Origin of the sequence: Salinicola endophyticus (assembly GCF_040536835.1) — a bacterium.
In the GTDB taxonomy this organism is placed as follows: Bacteria; Pseudomonadota; Gammaproteobacteria; order Pseudomonadales; family Halomonadaceae; genus Salinicola; species Salinicola endophyticus_A.
Map to the genome: position 1 here is coordinate 1,622,237 of NZ_CP159578.1, position 14,522 is coordinate 1,636,758.

Annotated in this window: 19 protein-coding genes; 9 read left to right on the top strand and 10 right to left on the bottom strand. The window is 65.8% G+C overall.

The window, feature by feature from the left end; translation table 11 throughout:
* Positions 1-58: 58 nt before the first annotated feature.
* From ABV408_RS07375 to ABV408_RS07420, 10 genes are all read right to left on the bottom strand, one after another.
* Positions 59-448 carry a hotdog domain-containing protein gene (locus ABV408_RS07375; RefSeq protein ID WP_353981793.1) on the bottom strand — a complete coding sequence of 130 codons (390 nt, stop codon included), beginning with the start codon at positions 446-448 and terminating at the stop codon, positions 59-61.
* Positions 449-534: 86 nt separating this feature from the next.
* Positions 535-804 (bottom strand): HPr family phosphocarrier protein, encoded by a 270-nt coding sequence (locus tag ABV408_RS07380; protein ID WP_353981794.1) that lies wholly within the window; start codon positions 802-804, stop codon positions 535-537.
* On the bottom strand, positions 791-1,705 hold the full coding sequence (gene rapZ / locus ABV408_RS07385; protein WP_353981795.1) for an RNase adapter RapZ: 915 nt from the start codon (positions 1,703-1,705) through the stop codon (positions 791-793). Before rapZ ends, ABV408_RS07380 begins: the two co-directional genes overlap by 14 nt.
* Positions 1,706-1,712: 7 nt before the next feature.
* A complete protein-coding gene (locus ABV408_RS07390; protein WP_353982208.1) occupies positions 1,713-2,192 on the bottom strand; it encodes a PTS sugar transporter subunit IIA in 480 nt (159 codons plus the stop codon).
* Between the two features lie 10 nt (positions 2,193-2,202).
* Positions 2,203-2,511 carry a ribosome hibernation-promoting factor, HPF/YfiA family gene (hpf, locus tag ABV408_RS07395; protein WP_035473830.1) on the bottom strand — a complete coding sequence of 103 codons (309 nt, stop codon included), beginning with the start codon at positions 2,509-2,511 and terminating at the stop codon, positions 2,203-2,205.
* A gap of 115 nt (positions 2,512-2,626) precedes the next feature.
* Positions 2,627-4,051 carry an RNA polymerase factor sigma-54 gene (locus ABV408_RS07400; RefSeq protein WP_353981796.1) on the bottom strand — a complete coding sequence of 475 codons (1,425 nt, stop codon included), beginning with the start codon at positions 4,049-4,051 and terminating at the stop codon, positions 2,627-2,629.
* A 205-nt stretch (positions 4,052-4,256) separates the two neighbouring features.
* Positions 4,257-4,982, bottom strand: a complete 726-nt coding sequence (gene lptB, locus ABV408_RS07405) for an LPS export ABC transporter ATP-binding protein (protein ID WP_353981798.1) — start codon at positions 4,980-4,982, stop codon at positions 4,257-4,259.
* Between the two features lie 31 nt (positions 4,983-5,013).
* A complete protein-coding gene (lptA, locus tag ABV408_RS07410; RefSeq protein ID WP_353981799.1) occupies positions 5,014-5,544 on the bottom strand; it encodes a lipopolysaccharide transport periplasmic protein LptA in 531 nt (176 codons plus the stop codon).
* On the bottom strand, positions 5,541-6,137 hold the full coding sequence (gene lptC / locus ABV408_RS07415; protein WP_353981801.1) for an LPS export ABC transporter periplasmic protein LptC: 597 nt from the start codon (positions 6,135-6,137) through the stop codon (positions 5,541-5,543). The genes lptA and lptC overlap by 4 nt, the downstream gene beginning before the upstream one ends.
* Positions 6,138-6,216: 79 nt before the next feature.
* On the bottom strand, positions 6,217-7,194 hold the full coding sequence (locus tag ABV408_RS07420) for a KpsF/GutQ family sugar-phosphate isomerase (protein ID WP_353981802.1): 978 nt from the start codon (positions 7,192-7,194) through the stop codon (positions 6,217-6,219).
* Positions 7,195-7,457: 263 nt separating this feature from the next.
* Here ABV408_RS07420 and ABV408_RS07425 point away from each other — a divergent pair, with 263 nt between their 5' ends.
* The 9 genes from ABV408_RS07425 to hisD all read left to right on the top strand — a co-directional run bounded on the left by ABV408_RS07425 (position 7,458) and on the right by hisD (position 14,416).
* Positions 7,458-8,273 (top strand): ATP-binding cassette domain-containing protein, encoded by an 816-nt coding sequence (locus ABV408_RS07425; protein WP_353981803.1) that lies wholly within the window; start codon positions 7,458-7,460, stop codon positions 8,271-8,273.
* Complete coding sequence (gene mlaE / locus ABV408_RS07430) at positions 8,270-9,052, top strand: lipid asymmetry maintenance ABC transporter permease subunit MlaE (protein WP_353981804.1); 783 nt, start codon at positions 8,270-8,272, stop codon at positions 9,050-9,052. Before ABV408_RS07425 ends, mlaE begins: the two co-directional genes overlap by 4 nt.
* Complete coding sequence (gene mlaD / locus ABV408_RS07435; RefSeq protein WP_353981805.1) at positions 9,049-9,510, top strand: outer membrane lipid asymmetry maintenance protein MlaD; 462 nt, start codon at positions 9,049-9,051, stop codon at positions 9,508-9,510. Before mlaE ends, mlaD begins: the two co-directional genes overlap by 4 nt.
* A gap of 20 nt (positions 9,511-9,530) precedes the next feature.
* Entirely contained in the window at positions 9,531-10,193 is a 663-nt protein-coding gene (locus ABV408_RS07440) for an ABC transporter substrate-binding protein (protein ID WP_353981806.1), read from the top strand.
* On the top strand, positions 10,190-10,555 hold the full coding sequence (locus ABV408_RS07445; RefSeq protein ID WP_353981807.1) for an STAS domain-containing protein: 366 nt from the start codon (positions 10,190-10,192) through the stop codon (positions 10,553-10,555). Before ABV408_RS07440 ends, ABV408_RS07445 begins: the two co-directional genes overlap by 4 nt.
* Before the next feature lie 214 nt (positions 10,556-10,769).
* On the top strand, positions 10,770-11,024 hold the full coding sequence (locus ABV408_RS07450) for a BolA family protein (RefSeq protein ID WP_106420490.1): 255 nt from the start codon (positions 10,770-10,772) through the stop codon (positions 11,022-11,024).
* A gap of 83 nt (positions 11,025-11,107) precedes the next feature.
* Complete coding sequence (gene murA, locus ABV408_RS07455) at positions 11,108-12,370, top strand: UDP-N-acetylglucosamine 1-carboxyvinyltransferase (protein WP_353981808.1); 1,263 nt, start codon at positions 11,108-11,110, stop codon at positions 12,368-12,370.
* A 17-nt stretch (positions 12,371-12,387) separates the two neighbouring features.
* Positions 12,388-13,035, top strand: coding sequence for an ATP phosphoribosyltransferase (hisG, locus tag ABV408_RS07460; RefSeq protein ID WP_353981809.1), 648 nt, complete (start codon positions 12,388-12,390; stop codon positions 13,033-13,035).
* A gap of 70 nt (positions 13,036-13,105) precedes the next feature.
* On the top strand, positions 13,106-14,416 hold the full coding sequence (gene hisD, locus ABV408_RS07465) for a histidinol dehydrogenase (RefSeq protein ID WP_353981810.1): 1,311 nt from the start codon (positions 13,106-13,108) through the stop codon (positions 14,414-14,416).
* Positions 14,417-14,522: the final 106 nt, after the last annotated feature.

Consider the following 14,522-nt stretch of genomic DNA (forward strand, 5'->3'; position numbering starts at 1 on the left):
TGCTGTTATCTAGTGAGTGCTGGGATCTTGCGGCACGCCGCTGAGAGGAGGTTGGCGATCAGCTGTCGAGGCGGTCCTTGACGTAGGTGATCTCGGTCTTGCCGTGGGGCGTGGGTTGGCCGTCGGCGTCGAGATTGACGAACACCATGCGATCTATGGTCAGAATGCTCTTGCGGGTGATCTTGTTGCGGACCTGGCAGGAGAGCGTGATCGAGCTGGTGCCGAAGTGGGTGGCAGTGAGGCCCAGCTCGATGATGTCACCCTGGCGCGCACTGGAAACGAAGTTGATCTCCGAGATGAACTTGGTGACCACGTTGGCATTGTCGAGCTGAATGATGGCGTAGATCGCGGCTTCCTCGTCGATCCAGCGCAGCAGACTGCCGCCGAACAGCGAGCCGTTGGGATTGAGATCCTCGGGCTTGATCCATTTGCGAGTATGGAAGTTCATGCGGGGCTCCTGGGCGCGGCCACGGTAGGTGTCGGGTAAATTGACGCGAAGACGCTGCCGCTATCGATGCGCCCCGGTCGCGAGGCCTACTCGTCCTCGTGGAAGCGGGCCTCGAACAGCGCGGTGATCGCTTCCATCGCCGATTCCGCCTCGTCACCTTCGGTGACGATCACCAGCGGCGTGCCGCAGGGGGCGGCCAGCATCAGCAGCGACATGATATTGGCGGCGTCGGCGATACGTTCGCCGTGGTGCACCGCGACCCGGGCGGCGAACGGCTGACAGCACTGCACCAGTTTGGTCGCGGCGCGGGCGTGCAGACCACGGCGATTGGTCAGCCGCAGTTCACGCGTCGGCATCGCTACCCCGCTCCGCCGGAACGTCATCGGAGAGGGCGGTGTGCACACCGAGCTCGCGATGGCGCAGGCGGATGTCGACGTCGTCATGGCGGAAGTGGTGCGCCAGACGCTCGATCAGATAGACCGAGCGGTGATGGCCCCCGGTGCAGCCCACCGCGACGGTGAGATAGCTACGGTGACTGGCCAGATAGGCCGGCAGCCAGCGGATCAGCCAAGCGTGGATATCGCCGGCCATGGCGTGCACGTCGGGGTACTGCTCGAGAAAGGTGACGATCTCGTCGTCACGGCCGTCGAAAGCGCGCAGCGTCGGGTCCCAGAAAGGGTTGGGGAGGCAGCGCACGTCGAACACCATGTCGGCATCCAGCGGCACACCGCGCTTGAAGCCGAACGATTCGAAGGTCAGCGTGAGGCGGCCGCCGCTGTGCCGTGCCACCTGTTCGCTGATACGTGCACGCAGGTCGTGGACCGACAGGCCGCGGGTATCGATCACCAAATCGGCGACCCGCCGGATCGGTGCCAGGTAGGTCTGCTCGTTGTCGATCGCCTCGGCCAGCGTCATGTCGTTGCCGCGGGTCAGCGGGTGACGACGGCGCGTGGCCGAGTAGCGTTCGAGCAGCACCTTGGCGTCGGCGGTGAGATAGACCACCTGGGTATCGATGCCGCGTTCGCGCACGCCTTCGAGCAGAACCGGAAAGCGCTCCAGCGCCTCCGGCAGGTTGCGTGCATCGATGCTCACCGCCACGTTGGGTCGTGAGGGCGGAGCGGCTCTGAGCTCGTCGATCAGCGGCGCCAGCAGATTGGCCGGCAGGTTGTCGATGGCGTAGTAGCCGAGATCCTCGAGCGCTTGCAGCGCAATGGACTTTCCCGACCCCGAGCGGCCGCTGATGATGACGAGTCGCATGCAGTCTCTATCCGTCTTCGCTGTCCTGATGATGGCGGATGGCGTCGATCAGCGTGTCGTGGAGCGCGCGCTGCGAGCCGGCCTGACGCAGCTTCTGGCGCACGCTGCTCTGATTCATGATGCCGGCGACCTCGGCCAGCAGCGAAAGATGGGCATCGTCTGCCTCCTCCGGCACCAGCAGCACGAACACCAGGTCCACCGGCTCGCCGTCGATGGCATCGAAGTCGATGGCATCCTCGAGGCGCATGAAGCCGGCCAGCGGGGTCTTGCAGTGCGGGCTGCGCGCGTGCGGAATGGCGACCCCGTTGCCGATGCCTGTGCTGCCCAGACGCTCGCGGCCGATCAGGCGGCTGAAGACCTCCTGACTGTCCAGGCTGGGCGTATTCTGGGCGATGAAGGTGCTGAAGAATTCCAGCAGACGCTTTTTGCTGCCCCCCGTCACACCGTAGAGGGTGCGCTCGGGGGGCAGGATGGTTTCCAGAGTGATCATCGGGGAATTAGCGGGCGCCTGCGCCTTGCGCGCGGGCCTGTGCCTTCTCTTTGTGTTTGACCAGTTGGCGGTCCAGCTTGTCGGTCAGGGCATCGATCGCGGCATACATGTCGATATCGCTGGCTTCGGCATGAATATCGCCGCCCGCTGCGTGTAGCGTGCAAGCCGCTTGCTGACGCTCTTTCTCGATGCTCAACGTCACCTGAACGTTGGTGATGTTGTCGTAGTGGCGCTCCAGACGTGCGAGTTTCTCGTCGACGTAGTCCCGCAGGGCGTCGGTCAGTTCGACATGATGGCCGGTGACGTTCACTTGCATGGCGCGCTCCTGTTGCGGCTTATGTGGCACCTCTGATTGTAACCCTTTTCTCCGCGCTGCAAAGGGATCGCGGACGATTGATCGCCCTGCGCTGGCGAGAATTCTAAAAACCCATTCAAGACAATCGCTTGCGTTCACTGGAGGCGGGGATGCCCATGGCCTCGCGGTACTTGGCTACGGTGCGCCGGGCGACGCTGATATCGGCCTGCGCCAATAGCTCCACCAGCTTGCTGTCGGAGAGCGGCTTGCGCGGCGACTCCTCGCCGATCAGCTTCTTGAGGCGTGCCCGAATCGCGGTGCTGGAGACGCTGTCGCTCTCGCCGCGCTGGCCCACCTGGCTGGAGAAGAAGTACTTGAGCTCGAACACCCCGCGCGGGGTGTGGATGAACTTCTGCGTGGTCACCCGCGAGATGGTGGATTCGTGCATGTCGACGCTGGTGGCGATGTCGGCCAGGATCAGCGGTTTCATCGCCTCTTCGCCGCGCTCGAGGAAGTCGACCTGGCGCGCCATGATTTCGCGCCCCACCCGCAGCAGGGTGTCGTTACGGCTGGAGAGGCTCTTCATCAGCCAGCGTGCCTCCTGCAGGTGCTGGCGCAGGAAGGTGTTGTCGTCGCTCTTGTCGGCGCGCCGGATCAGGGCGGCGTAGTCGGGCTGGATGCGCAGCCGCGGCAGTGCCTCGGCGTTGAGCTCGATGCGCCAGCCGTCGCGGGTCAGGCGCGCCACCAGGTCGGGGATCACGTAGTCCTGCTGGCCGTGGTCGAAGACCTGGCCGGGGCGCGGGTCGAGGGTGCGGATGGTGGCGATGACGCGGTCGAGCTCGGCATCCTCGAGGCGCAGGCGGCGCTTGAGCTGGCGCCGGTCGTCGCCGGCCAGCGCCTCCAGGAACTGGCGTACCAGACGCTTGGCCTGGGGCAGCAGCGGGGTGTCTTCGGGCAGGGCGCCGAGCTGTAGCAGCAGGCATTCGCGCAGGTCGCGGGCGCCCACGCCGGTGGGATCGAACTGCTGCAGTCGCAGCAGCACACGCTCGACATCGGCGCTGGTGACGGCTTCGGATTGCTGTGCGCGCAGCCCCGCGGCGAGCTCGTCGAGGGAGCCCTCGAGATAGCCATCGGCGTTGATGGCGTCGATCAGACACTCGCCGATGAGCCGTTCGCGGGAGGAGAACTCGCCCATGGCAAGCTGCCAGGCGAGATGGTCGTGGAGCGTGGTGCCGGCGGCGTTGCGCTCCAGATCCGGCCACTCGTCGGCGCCGGCCGGAGCGGCGCTGGCGGCGATGTCCTGATAGGTGTCGCTCCACTCGCTGTCGAGGGCGAGCTCCTCGGGAATGTCGCTGGCCCAGTCCTCCTCGGGCGTCTCGCTGACCGCCTGCTCGGCATACTCTTCATCCAGCTCGAGCATGGGATTGGTCTCGAGCGCCTGCTGGATCTCCTGGCGCAGATCGAGCGTCGACAGCTGCAGCAGCTGGATCGCCTGCTGTAGCTGTGGCGTCATCGTCAGCTGGGCGCCGACGCGCAGTTGCAGTGAAGGTTTCATGGACATGGCATGGACACACATGGGGCAGCGGTGGCCGCCGGTCGATAGGATAACCCTACGTTACTGACTGCCCCGGCGGGATGCAACGCTTTGAGCGCTAACTTTATGCAAGAATTATGCCACGGTGCGTTCGGATGGGGCCTGCGGCGGCTTCGAGAGGGGCCCGGCCCGCCGCGGTGGCGCAGCGGGCTGGGAAGGGGGCAGTGCGACCTTAGAGGCGGAACTCGTGCCCCAGATAGACATCCCGCACGCGTTGGTTGTCGAGAATCGCCTCGGGGCGCCCCTCGGCGATGATCTGGCCATCGCCGACGATATAGGCGTTGTCGCAGATATCGAGCGTCTCGCGCACGTTGTGATCGGTGATCAGTACGCCGATCTCGCGATCGCGCAGCTGGCGGATGATGTTCTTGATATCGCCCACCGAGATCGGATCGACCCCGGCGAAGGGCTCGTCGAGCAGCACGAAGGCGGGCTCGGTGGCCAGTGCCCGGGCGATCTCCACCCGGCGCCGCTCGCCGCCGGAGAGCGACATGCCCAGATTGTCGCGGATATGGTCGACGTGGAAATCGCCGAGCAGCTGCTCCAGGCGGTCGCGGCGCCCGGCGCGGTCGAGATCCTTGCGCGTTTCCAGAATGGCCATGATGTTGTCGGCGACACTGAGCTTGCGGAAGATCGAGGCCTCCTGCGGCAGATAGCCGATGCCGGCGCGGGCGCGTTCGTGCATCGGCGCGCGGCTCAGATCACGATCGTCGATGTGCACGCTGCCGGCGTCGGATTTGACCAGGCCCACGATCATGTAGAAGGACGTGGTCTTGCCGGCACCATTGGGACCGAGCAGGCCGACGATGCTGCCCTGGCGCAGGGTCAGGCTGAAGTCGTGGACGACTCGACGCCCCTTGTAGCTCTTGGCCAGGTGGGCGGCCGTTAGCGTTTTCATCGCTTTCTTCCTTGCCTCGCGAAAGGGGGCGTCACTGGGTCTGCTGACGTGGCGTGAGCGTCATGCGCACGCGGCCATCACCGCTGCCGTCGCCACTGGTGCTGGAGCGGGCGTTGACTCGGCGCGAGTTGAGATAGTACTCGACGTAGGCGCCGTCGAAGGTGTCGCGTGCCTGGTGCAGCTCGGCGTTGCCGATCAGCTCGACCCGGCGCTCGGCGGCGTGATAGATGATCTTGTCGCCCCAGCCCTTGACCAGGGCTTCGTCGGGGGCAGGCTTCTGCTCCAGATAGGCGCGCTGATCACCGCCGCCGGTGGCGGTCACCAGGCTTACTTCGCCGTTCTTGCCGCGCTTGATCTCCACTCGCGCGGCCTTGAGCTGCATGCTGCCCTGCTGCATGTCGACCTTGCCGGTGTAGACCGCGGTGCCTTGGCGATCGTCGAGTTCGAGCTGGTCGGCGGCGATCTCGATCGGCGCCGAGGCGTCGCTCTCCAGCGCCAGGGCGGGCAGGCTGGAGAGTCCCAGTGCGGTCAAGACCAGCAGTTGGCCGAGTTCTCGCCTCATGATCCTTGATCCTCAGGTTGCTGTGGCAGGCGGCCCTGCACATTGTCGGTCAGACGCATGCGATTCTCGTTGATCCAGGCGTCGAAACGATCGCCACGCATGGTCTGGTTATGCTGACGCAAGACGGAAGAGGTGTCACTCCAGGCGTGCGCAGTGCGATTGTCGTAGTGGAGCGTCTGGGTCTCCAGGCTCCAGGCATTGGTCGGCTGCACCAGGCGCGCGTTGCCTTCGAGCGTGAGCAGGTTGCCATCTTCGGCCAGCTGGCCGCGGTCGCCGGTGATCTGCCACTCGCGCTGATCGTCGTCGATCAGGTAGCCGTGGGGCTTCTCGGCGCGGATCACGTCGTCGGCCGGGGTGTGCACCATGCGCGGCGTGTCGAGCCGCTGATAGGCGCGGCCCTGCTCGTCGAAGCGCGTCATCCGCGCATCTTCGAGGAAGTAGTCGGGTTCGCCGGCGGGATCGCTGGGCGCCGGCGCCGGGGTGCGCTCGTTGCGCTGGTCGAGATAGGCGAGCCCGCCGCCGAGGGCCAGCAGCAGGGCCAGCAGGCCGAGGCGGCGCCACCAGGGGGAGCGAGTTCGTGGCGTGGCTGTCACGCGGTCTCCTTTCGAATCGGGTTCGACCCGGGCATCGGGTTCGACGCGAGCGCCGGCATTGGCGCGAGCAGCGGCCATCTCAGATCACGCCGCTGCGCAGTAGGTCGTGCATGTGCAGGGCGCCGATCGGGCGTCCCGCCTCGACCACCGCGAGGGCGGTGATCATGTTGTCTTCCATGATGCGCACCGCCTCGGCGGCGAGCATGTCCGGCGCCGTCGTCTTGCCGCCGCGGGTCATCACGTCATCGACCTTGAGCAGGTCGAAATCGCCGCGCTGGTCCAGCGTGCGGCGCAGGTCGCCGTCGGTGTAGACACCGACCAGATGCTGATGTTCATCCACCACGCAGGTGAAGCCCATGCCCTTGCGTGTCATCTCCAGCAGCGCTACACGCAGGGGGCTGCCGGCGGGCACGCAGGGCAGCCGCTCGCCACCGTGCATCAGATCGCTGACGCGCAGCAGCAGCCGCTTGCCCAGGGTTCCGCCGGGGTGCGACAGGGCGAAGTCCTCGGGGCTGAAGCCACGCGCCTCGAGCAGCGCCAGGGCCAGGGCGTCGCCCATCGCCAGGGCCGCGGTGGTCGACGAGGTGGGCGCGAGGTCGTGCGGGCACGCCTCGCGCGACACGCCGGTGTCGATGTGCACGTCGCTGTAGCGGGCCAGGGTCGAGTGGGGGCGGCCGGTGAGGCTGATCAGTGGCGCGCCCAGGCGCTTGAACAGGGTGATCAGTCCAGTGATCTCCTGGGTCTCGCCGGAGTTGGAGAGCGCGATCACCACGTCACCCGCGGTGACCATGCCCAGGTCGCCGTGACTGGCCTCGCCGGGGTGCAGATAGAAGGCCGGTGAGCCGGTGCTGGCGAAGGTGGCCGCCATCTTGCGCGCGATGTGTCCGGACTTGCCCATGCCGGTGACGATGATCCGGCCACTGCACTCGAGCAGCGTGCGGCAGGCGTGGTCGAAGCTGGCATCGAGCTTGTCGATCAGTTCAGTCAGGGCCTGCTGCTCGAGGGTGAGCGTGCGCCGGGCGCTGGCGCGAAAATCGAAGGTGGCGTCTGGGGTCATGGTCCTGCTCTGTCGTTCTGCTGTGTCGCATGCGTGGCCGGTGGTCGATGAAGAATCGGCTGTCGCGCGGGTGTCGGCTGGCATCCGGGCGCGGACACGCTAGGGTTTGAGCAGTATACCGTTGATCGACTGCACTTTGGGCATTCGCTGGCGGCAGCGGGGCAAGAGCGCGCCTGACGGCGAGCACGCGCACGGCTGGCTGCACTCCGTCAGGTTAGGATACAATGTTCGATAATCTATCGAACCTGAGTGGTGGAGGGTGCATGAATGACCCGATTATGATCGAGGTCAAGAATCTGCATTTCGCCCGCGGCAGCACCGAGGTGTTTCGCGGCGTGGATCTGCAGATTCCGCTCGGCAAGATAACCGCCATCATGGGGCCGAGCGGTACTGGCAAGACGACCCTGCTCAAGCTGATCGGCGGGCAGCTGACACCTGACCGCGGCCAGGTGCTGATCGGCGGGCAGGATGTGCACAAACTGCCGCGACGCTCGCTGTTCAAGCTGCGTCGGCGTATGGGCATGCTGTTCCAGAGCGGCGCGCTGTTCTCCGACCTGGATGTGTTCGAGAACGTGGCTTTTCCGCTGCGCGTACACACCGAGCTGCCCAACGCCATGATTCGCGACATCGTGCTGATGAAGCTGCAGGCGGTTGGGCTGCGCGGCGCGCGCCACCTGATGCCGTCGGAGCTCTCCGGAGGCATGGCACGGCGCGTGGCGCTGGCGCGAGCAGTGGCGCTGGACCCGGACCTGGTGCTCTACGACGAGCCCTTCGTGGGCCAGGACCCGATTTCGATGGGCGTGCTGGTGCAGCTGATCAAGAAGGTCAATCAGGCGCTGGGGCTGACTGCTATCGTGGTCTCTCACGATATCAAGGAGACGCTCTCCATCGCCGACTACGTCTATATCATCGCCGACGGCAAGGTGATGTCCCACGGCACGCCGCAGACACTGGACGTCGACGAAGACGCCCACACGCGTCAGTTCGTCCACGGCGAGCCCGATGGACCGGTGCCGTTCCACTATCCGGCGCCGGATTTCTACGACGATATCCTGGCACCCGCGGGGCAGTTTTCATGATCGATCGTATCGCCGCACTGGGCCGGGGCACGCTCGACGTGCTCATGGCGATCGGGCGCGCCGGACTCTTTCTGGTGCAGTCCGTGTTCTGCCTGCCCTCGCGCGAGGGTTTCCACCTGTGGCTGCGCCAGATGCACTTCGTCGGCGTGATGTCGGTGGCCATCGTGCTGGTATCGGGGCTGTTCATCGGCATGGTGCTGGCGCTGCAGGGTTACACCATCCTGGTGGGCTTCGGCGCCGATGAGGCGCTGGGGCAGATGGTGGCGTTGTCACTGGTGCGCGAGCTGGCGCCGGTGGTCGCGGCGCTGCTGTTCGCCGGCCGCGCCGGCTCGGCGTTGACCGCCGAGATCGGCCTGATGAAGGCCACCGAGCAGCTCACCAGCATGGAGATGATCGGGGTCGACCCGCTGCGCCGCATCGTCGCGCCGCGGCTGTGGGCCGGTTTCGTGTCGCTGCCGATCCTCACCGTGATCTTCGCGGTGGTCGGTATCTGGGGCGGTTACCTGGTCGGCGTCGACTGGCTCGGCGTGTATGACGGCTCCTACTGGAGCAACATGCAGGACAGTGTCGACTTCGTCGGTGACGTGCTCAACGGCATGATCAAGAGTCTGGTGTTCGGCCTGGTGGTGACCTGGATCGCGGTGTTCCAGGGCTATGACCTGGTGCCCACCTCGGAAGGTATTTCACGCGCGACCACTCGTACGGTGGTCTACGCTTCGCTCGCGGTACTGGGCCTCGATTTCGTGCTCACCGCCTTGATGTTTGGAGATCTCGGATGAAGCGCAATAGCGTCCTCGAACTGGGTGTCGGTCTGTTCATGCTGGCCGGCATCCTGGGGTTGGTGTTCCTCGGGCTGCGAGTCAGCGGCCTGGGGGTCGGTGTGCCCCAGGACACCTTCACGCTGACGGCCAACTTCGCCAATATCGGTGGGCTGCGCCCGCAGGCGAAAGTGAGCATGTCGGGCGTGCGTATCGGCAAGGTGACCGATATCGAACTCGATCCCAAATGGTTCGACGCCAAGGTCACCATGCAGATCGATTCGCAGTACGACGGCAAGTTCTCCGACGACACCACGGCGTCGATTCTCACCGCCGGTCTGCTCGGTGAGCAGTATGTCGGCCTGACCGTCGGGGGCTCGCCCAAGATGTTGCACGATGGGGACGTCATTCACGACACCCAGCAGGCGCTGGTGCTGGAGCAGTTGATCCAGCAGTTCGTGTCGAACATGGCCAAGTGATCGCAGACAAGGAGTCGATGATGAACGCAATCCGCTTTTACCGCCGCTACGCCGGCGTCGTGGCCGCCCTGATGCTGGGGCTGTGTGCCATGGTGTCGACCGCCCAGGCGCAGACCCAGACACCCACCGAGGTGATCCGTCAGAGCGTCGATTCGCTGATGTCGGAGCTCGAGGGCAAGAAGGATTACTACGCCCAGCACGAGGATGCGCTGGCCCAATTGGTCGATAGCAACATGGCGGATGTCGCCGACTTCCGCTACATCGGTGCCAGCGTGATGGGGCGTTACTTCCGGGCGGCGACACCGGAGCAGCGTTCGCGCTTCGTCAAGGTGTTCCGCAAGACGCTGATCGATACCTACGCCAAGGGCCTGGTCACCTTCGACTACAAGACCCTGCGCGTGAAGGACGCCGAGGACGCCGGTCGCTACGAGGACCAGGCCTCGGTGCCGGTCGAGGTGGTGTCGACCACCGGCAAGACCTATCCGGTCAGCTTCACCCTGCGCCAGAGCGACGGCCAGTGGAAGGTGATCAACGTGATCGTCAACGGCATCAACCTGGGCCTGACCTTCCGCAACCAGTTCGATCAGTCGATGCGTGACAATGATCGCGACTTCGACAAGGTGATCGACAACTGGGCGCCCAAGGTCGACACCGATCAGCTCGAGAAGGGTGGCGATTCGTGAGTCTGCTGCTCGAGCGTGAGGACGCCACGCTGGAGGTGGTCGAGGGTAACGTGCTGACCATCCGCGGCGAGGCGGACTTCGACAGTGCCGGCCCGCTGGCTCAGGCGGGTCGGCACTGGCTGGCGGATCAGCCGGCCGAGACTCAGGTCTCGTTCGATCTGACCGCGGTGGAGGTGGCCAGCAGCGCCGTGCTCAGCGTGCTGCTGGTGTGGGTGCGCAGTGTACAGAAGCACTCGCTGCATCTGGAACGGGTGGCGCTCTCGCGTCCGCTGCGCCGGCTGATGGACATCACCGAGTTGGGGCCGCTGCTGCCGGCCCGCGAAACCACCTGCCGCGAAGACGAGACGCCCGCCTCGTCCTGAGCAAGCCTCAGGTGATGGCTCGAGCGATAGATAGAGACGCGGGCGCCGAGGCGCCCGCGTCTCTATCTTCTCCTTTCGATAGCCCCGCTTTGGTGACGGATCTGGCTTGCATCGTTTTTGCCTGTCTATGACGTCGCCAGGGCGGGGCGTTTTCCGCTACCATATGCCGCTTTCCCTGCGCATCCGGCGCAGCAGTCATACGGGAGCCGAGTCTATGCAACCCAGCGACGTCAAACGTCTGCTCGAAGATCGAATCGACGGCTGTGAATTCCATATCCAGGGTGAAGGCTGCAATTTTCAGGTCGTCGCCGTGGGCGAGGTCTTTGCCGATCTCAACAAGGTCAAGAGCCAGCAGCTGATCTACGCCGCACTCTCCGACGAGATCGCCTCGGGCGCGCTGCATGCCATCACCATCAAGACCTTTACCCCGGCGCAATGGGCCGAGGCGCCGGAAAACGCGGGGTTCTGATCGTATCCGCCGCCGCGGCGGCGGATACGGTTTCGTCACGGTCGGTCACCTGGCCACTTCTTTTCGATCTATAGCGAACCTCCATGGACAAGCTGATCATTACCGGTAACGGCCCGCTCGACGGCGAGGTCTGGGCCAGCGGGGCCAAGAATTCGGCGCTGCCGATCCTGGCGGCGACGCTGCTCGCCGACGAGCCCGTCACCATCGGCAATCTGCCGCACCTGCAGGACATCACCACCACCCTCGAACTGCTCGGTCGCATGGGCATCGAGCCGGTGATGGGCGAGAAGATGAGCATTCAGATCGATGGCTCCCAGGTGCGCGACAGCCACGCACCCTACGAGTTGGTCAAGAAGATGCGCGCCTCGATCCTGGTGCTGGGTCCGCTGCTGGCGCACTTCGGCACCGCCGACGTGTCGCTGCCGGGCGGCTGCGCGATCGGCTCGCGTCCGGTCGACCTGCATATTCGCGGGCTCGAGGCGATGGGCGCCGACATCCGCGTCGAGGGCGGCTACATCCGGGCCCGCGTCGATGGTCGGCTCAAGGGCGCCACCATCTTCTTCGACACCGTGACCGTGACCGGCACCGAGAACCTGCTGATGGCAGCCACCCTGGCCGACGGCATCACCACGCTGGAGAATGCCGCGCGGGAACCGGAAGTGGTCGACCTGGCGGAGTGTCTGATCGCCATGGGTGCCAAGATCCGTGGTCACGGCAGTGACACCATCGTGATCGAGGGCGTCGAGCGACTGCACGGCTGTCACTATGATGTCATGCCCGACCGCATCGAGACCGGCACCTTCCTGGTGGCGGCGGCGGCGACCGGCGGGCGCGTGCGCGTGCGCAACACCCGCGCCGACATCATGGAGGCAGTGCTCAGCAAGCTCGAAGAGGCGGGCGGCAAGGTCACTTCCGGCGAGGGCTGGATCGAACTCGACATGCAGGGGCGGCGGCCGCAGGCGGTGAACATCCGTACCGCGCCTTATCCGGCTTTCCCGACCGACATGCAGGCGCAGTTCGTGGCGCTCAATGCGGTCGCCGAGGGCACCGGCACCGTGGTCGAGACGATCTTCGAAAACCGCTTCATGCACGTGCAGGAGCTCAACCGCATGGGCGCGCATATTGCCCTGGAGGGCAATACCGCCGTGGTCACCGGGGTCGAGCGCCTCTCCGGGGCGCCGGTGATGGCGACCGACCTGCGCGCGTCGGCAAGCCTGGTGGTGGCGGCGATGGTGGCCCAGGGCGAGACCCTGGTCGACCGGATCTACCACATCGACCGCGGCTACGAGTGCATCGAGGAAAAACTGCAGCTGCTGGGTGCGCGGATTCGCCGCGTGCCGGGCTAGCCGGGTGTAGAGATACCATGAGCGATCAACTGATTCTCGCGCTCTCCAAGGGGCGTATTCTCGAAGAGACGCTGCCGCTGCTGGCGGATGCGGGGGTGGTGCCGGCGGATGATTTCGGCAAGAGCCGCAAGCTGCTGTTCGACACCAACCTGCCCGACGTCAAGCTGGTGGTGATCCGCGCGGTGGACGTGCCCACCTACGTGCAGCTGGGCGCGGCCGATCTCGGCGTGGCGGGTAAGGACGTGCTGCTCGAGCATGGCGCCGAGGGGCTCTACGAGCCGCTCGATCTGGAGATCTCGCGCTGCCGGCTGATGACCGCCGGGATCGTCGGCGCCGAGCCGGCGCGCGCGCGGCGCCGAGTGGCGACGAAGTTCGTCGAGGTGGCGCGGCGCTACTATGCCGAGCAGGGCATCCAGGCCGAGGTGATCAAGCTCTATGGCGCGATGGAGCTGGCCCCGCTGATGAATCTGGCCGACGAGATCGTGGATATCGTCGATACCGGCAATACCCTGCGCGCCAACGGCATGGAGCCGCGCGAACTGATCGAGGAGATCAGTACCCGGCTGGTGGTCAACAAGGCCTCGATGACCATGAAGCACGCGCGCCTGAAACCGCTGATCGAACGCTTGCGTGGCGCCGTGAGCGCCCGCCGCGAGGGCGCCTGATCCTGAGTGATGTGCCGCGTCCCCGCGCCGACAGCGGCCGGGTGCCGGCAATGACCGAGAGAGTGAATCGATGAGCCAAACTCCGACCATCGCCCGCCTGAACACGCGGGATGCCGACTTCGATACGCGCCTCGACGCGCTGCTGGCCTGGGAGGGCGTGTCCGATCAGGCGGTGGCGGCACGGGTCGACGAGATCCTCAAGGCGGTGCGTCAGCAGGGCGACGCCGCGCTGATCGAATACACCCAGCGCTTCGACCGGCTGACCCTCGCCAGTGCTGCCGATCTCGAACTCGCTGGCGAGCGCCTGGCGGCGGCTTACGCCGGACTGCCGGACGCACAGCGCGACGCGCTCAGCCACGCCGCCGAGCGTATCCGTAGCTACCACGAGCAGCAGAAGCCCGGCTCCTGGCACTATGAGGAGGCCGACGGCACGCTGCTGGGGCAGAAGGTCACCCCGCTCGATCGGGTGGGTATCTATGTGCCCGGTGGCAAGGCGGCCTATCCCTCCTCGGTACTGATGAACGCGATTCCGGCCCAGGTCGCCGGGGTGGCGGAGATCATCATGGTAGTGCCGACCCCCGATGGCGTGGTCAACGAGCTGGTGCTGGCGGCGGCGCACCTGGCCGGCGTGCACCGGGTCTTCTGCGTCGGTGGCGCCCAGGCGGTCGCGGCGCTCGCCTACGGCACCGAGAGCGTGCCGCGGGTGGACAAGATCGTCGGTCCCGGCAACATCTATGTGGCCACGGCCAAGCGCGCGGTGTTCGGTCAGGTGGGTATCGACATGATCGCCGGGCCGTCGGAGATTCTGATCGTCTCCGACGGCGGCACCGATCCCGAGTGGCTGGCGCTGGATCTGTTCTCCCAGGCTGAGCACGACGAAGATGCCCAGGCCATCCTGGTGACCTGGGATGCCGACCACCTGGAAGCGGTGCACGCCGCTATCGAGCGGCTGCTGCCGACCCTGGAACGCGCCGAGATCATTCGCCAGTCGCTGTCGCGGCGCGGCGCCCTGGTGCTGTGCGACGGGCCCGAGCAGGCGGTGGCGCTGGTCGACCGTATCGCCCCCGAGCACCTGGAGCTGTCGGTGGCCGCACCGCGTGAGATGGCCGAGCAGGTGCGCCACGCCGGTGCCATCTTCATGGGCCGCTACACCGCCGAGGCGCTGGGTGACTACTGCGCCGGTCCCAACCATGTGCTGCCGACCTCGGGCACGGCGCGTTTCTCTTCGCCGCTGGGGGTCTACGACTTCCAGAAACGTTCGTCGTTGATCGAGTGCTCGGCCGCGGGTGCCGACCGTCTCGGGCGTACCGCCTCGGTGCTGGCCCGGGGTGAGTCACTCACCGCCCACGCGCGCTCGGCGGAGAGCCGCTGGCAGCGCTGAGTCGTTTTATTGCGCTGTAGGCATTTGCGTAAAAGCCAATGATCGCCGCCCTCAGGGCGGCGATTTGGTTTGTGGGGAGGGCGTCGGGAGCGAAAGCCTAAGGCGT

Coding starts and splice junctions, on each gene's coding strand:
- ABV408_RS07375 (WP_353981793.1), bottom strand. CDS start 448: ATGAACTTCCATACTCGCAAATGGATCAAGCCCGAGGATCTCAATCCC.
- ABV408_RS07380 (WP_353981794.1), bottom strand. CDS start 804: ATGCCGACGCGTGAACTGCGGCTGACCAATCGCCGTGGTCTGCACGCC.
- ABV408_RS07420 (WP_353981802.1), bottom strand. CDS start 7,194: ATGACCCCAGACGCCACCTTCGATTTTCGCGCCAGCGCCCGGCGCACG.
- hpf (WP_035473830.1), bottom strand. CDS start 2,511: ATGCAAGTGAACGTCACCGGCCATCATGTCGAACTGACCGACGCCCTG.
- ABV408_RS07440 (WP_353981806.1), top strand. CDS start 9,531: ATGAACGCAATCCGCTTTTACCGCCGCTACGCCGGCGTCGTGGCCGCC.
- ABV408_RS07450 (WP_106420490.1), top strand. CDS start 10,770: ATGCAACCCAGCGACGTCAAACGTCTGCTCGAAGATCGAATCGACGGC.
- hisD (WP_353981810.1), top strand. CDS start 13,106: ATGAGCCAAACTCCGACCATCGCCCGCCTGAACACGCGGGATGCCGAC.
- murA (WP_353981808.1), top strand. CDS start 11,108: ATGGACAAGCTGATCATTACCGGTAACGGCCCGCTCGACGGCGAGGTC.
- ABV408_RS07400 (WP_353981796.1), bottom strand. CDS start 4,051: ATGTCCATGAAACCTTCACTGCAACTGCGCGTCGGCGCCCAGCTGACG.
- lptA (WP_353981799.1), bottom strand. CDS start 5,544: ATGAGGCGAGAACTCGGCCAACTGCTGGTCTTGACCGCACTGGGACTC.
- mlaE (WP_353981804.1), top strand. CDS start 8,270: ATGATCGATCGTATCGCCGCACTGGGCCGGGGCACGCTCGACGTGCTC.
- mlaD (WP_353981805.1), top strand. CDS start 9,049: ATGAAGCGCAATAGCGTCCTCGAACTGGGTGTCGGTCTGTTCATGCTG.
- rapZ (WP_353981795.1), bottom strand. CDS start 1,705: ATGCGACTCGTCATCATCAGCGGCCGCTCGGGGTCGGGAAAGTCCATT.
- ABV408_RS07425 (WP_353981803.1), top strand. CDS start 7,458: ATGAATGACCCGATTATGATCGAGGTCAAGAATCTGCATTTCGCCCGC.
- hisG (WP_353981809.1), top strand. CDS start 12,388: ATGAGCGATCAACTGATTCTCGCGCTCTCCAAGGGGCGTATTCTCGAA.
- lptB (WP_353981798.1), bottom strand. CDS start 4,982: ATGAAAACGCTAACGGCCGCCCACCTGGCCAAGAGCTACAAGGGGCGT.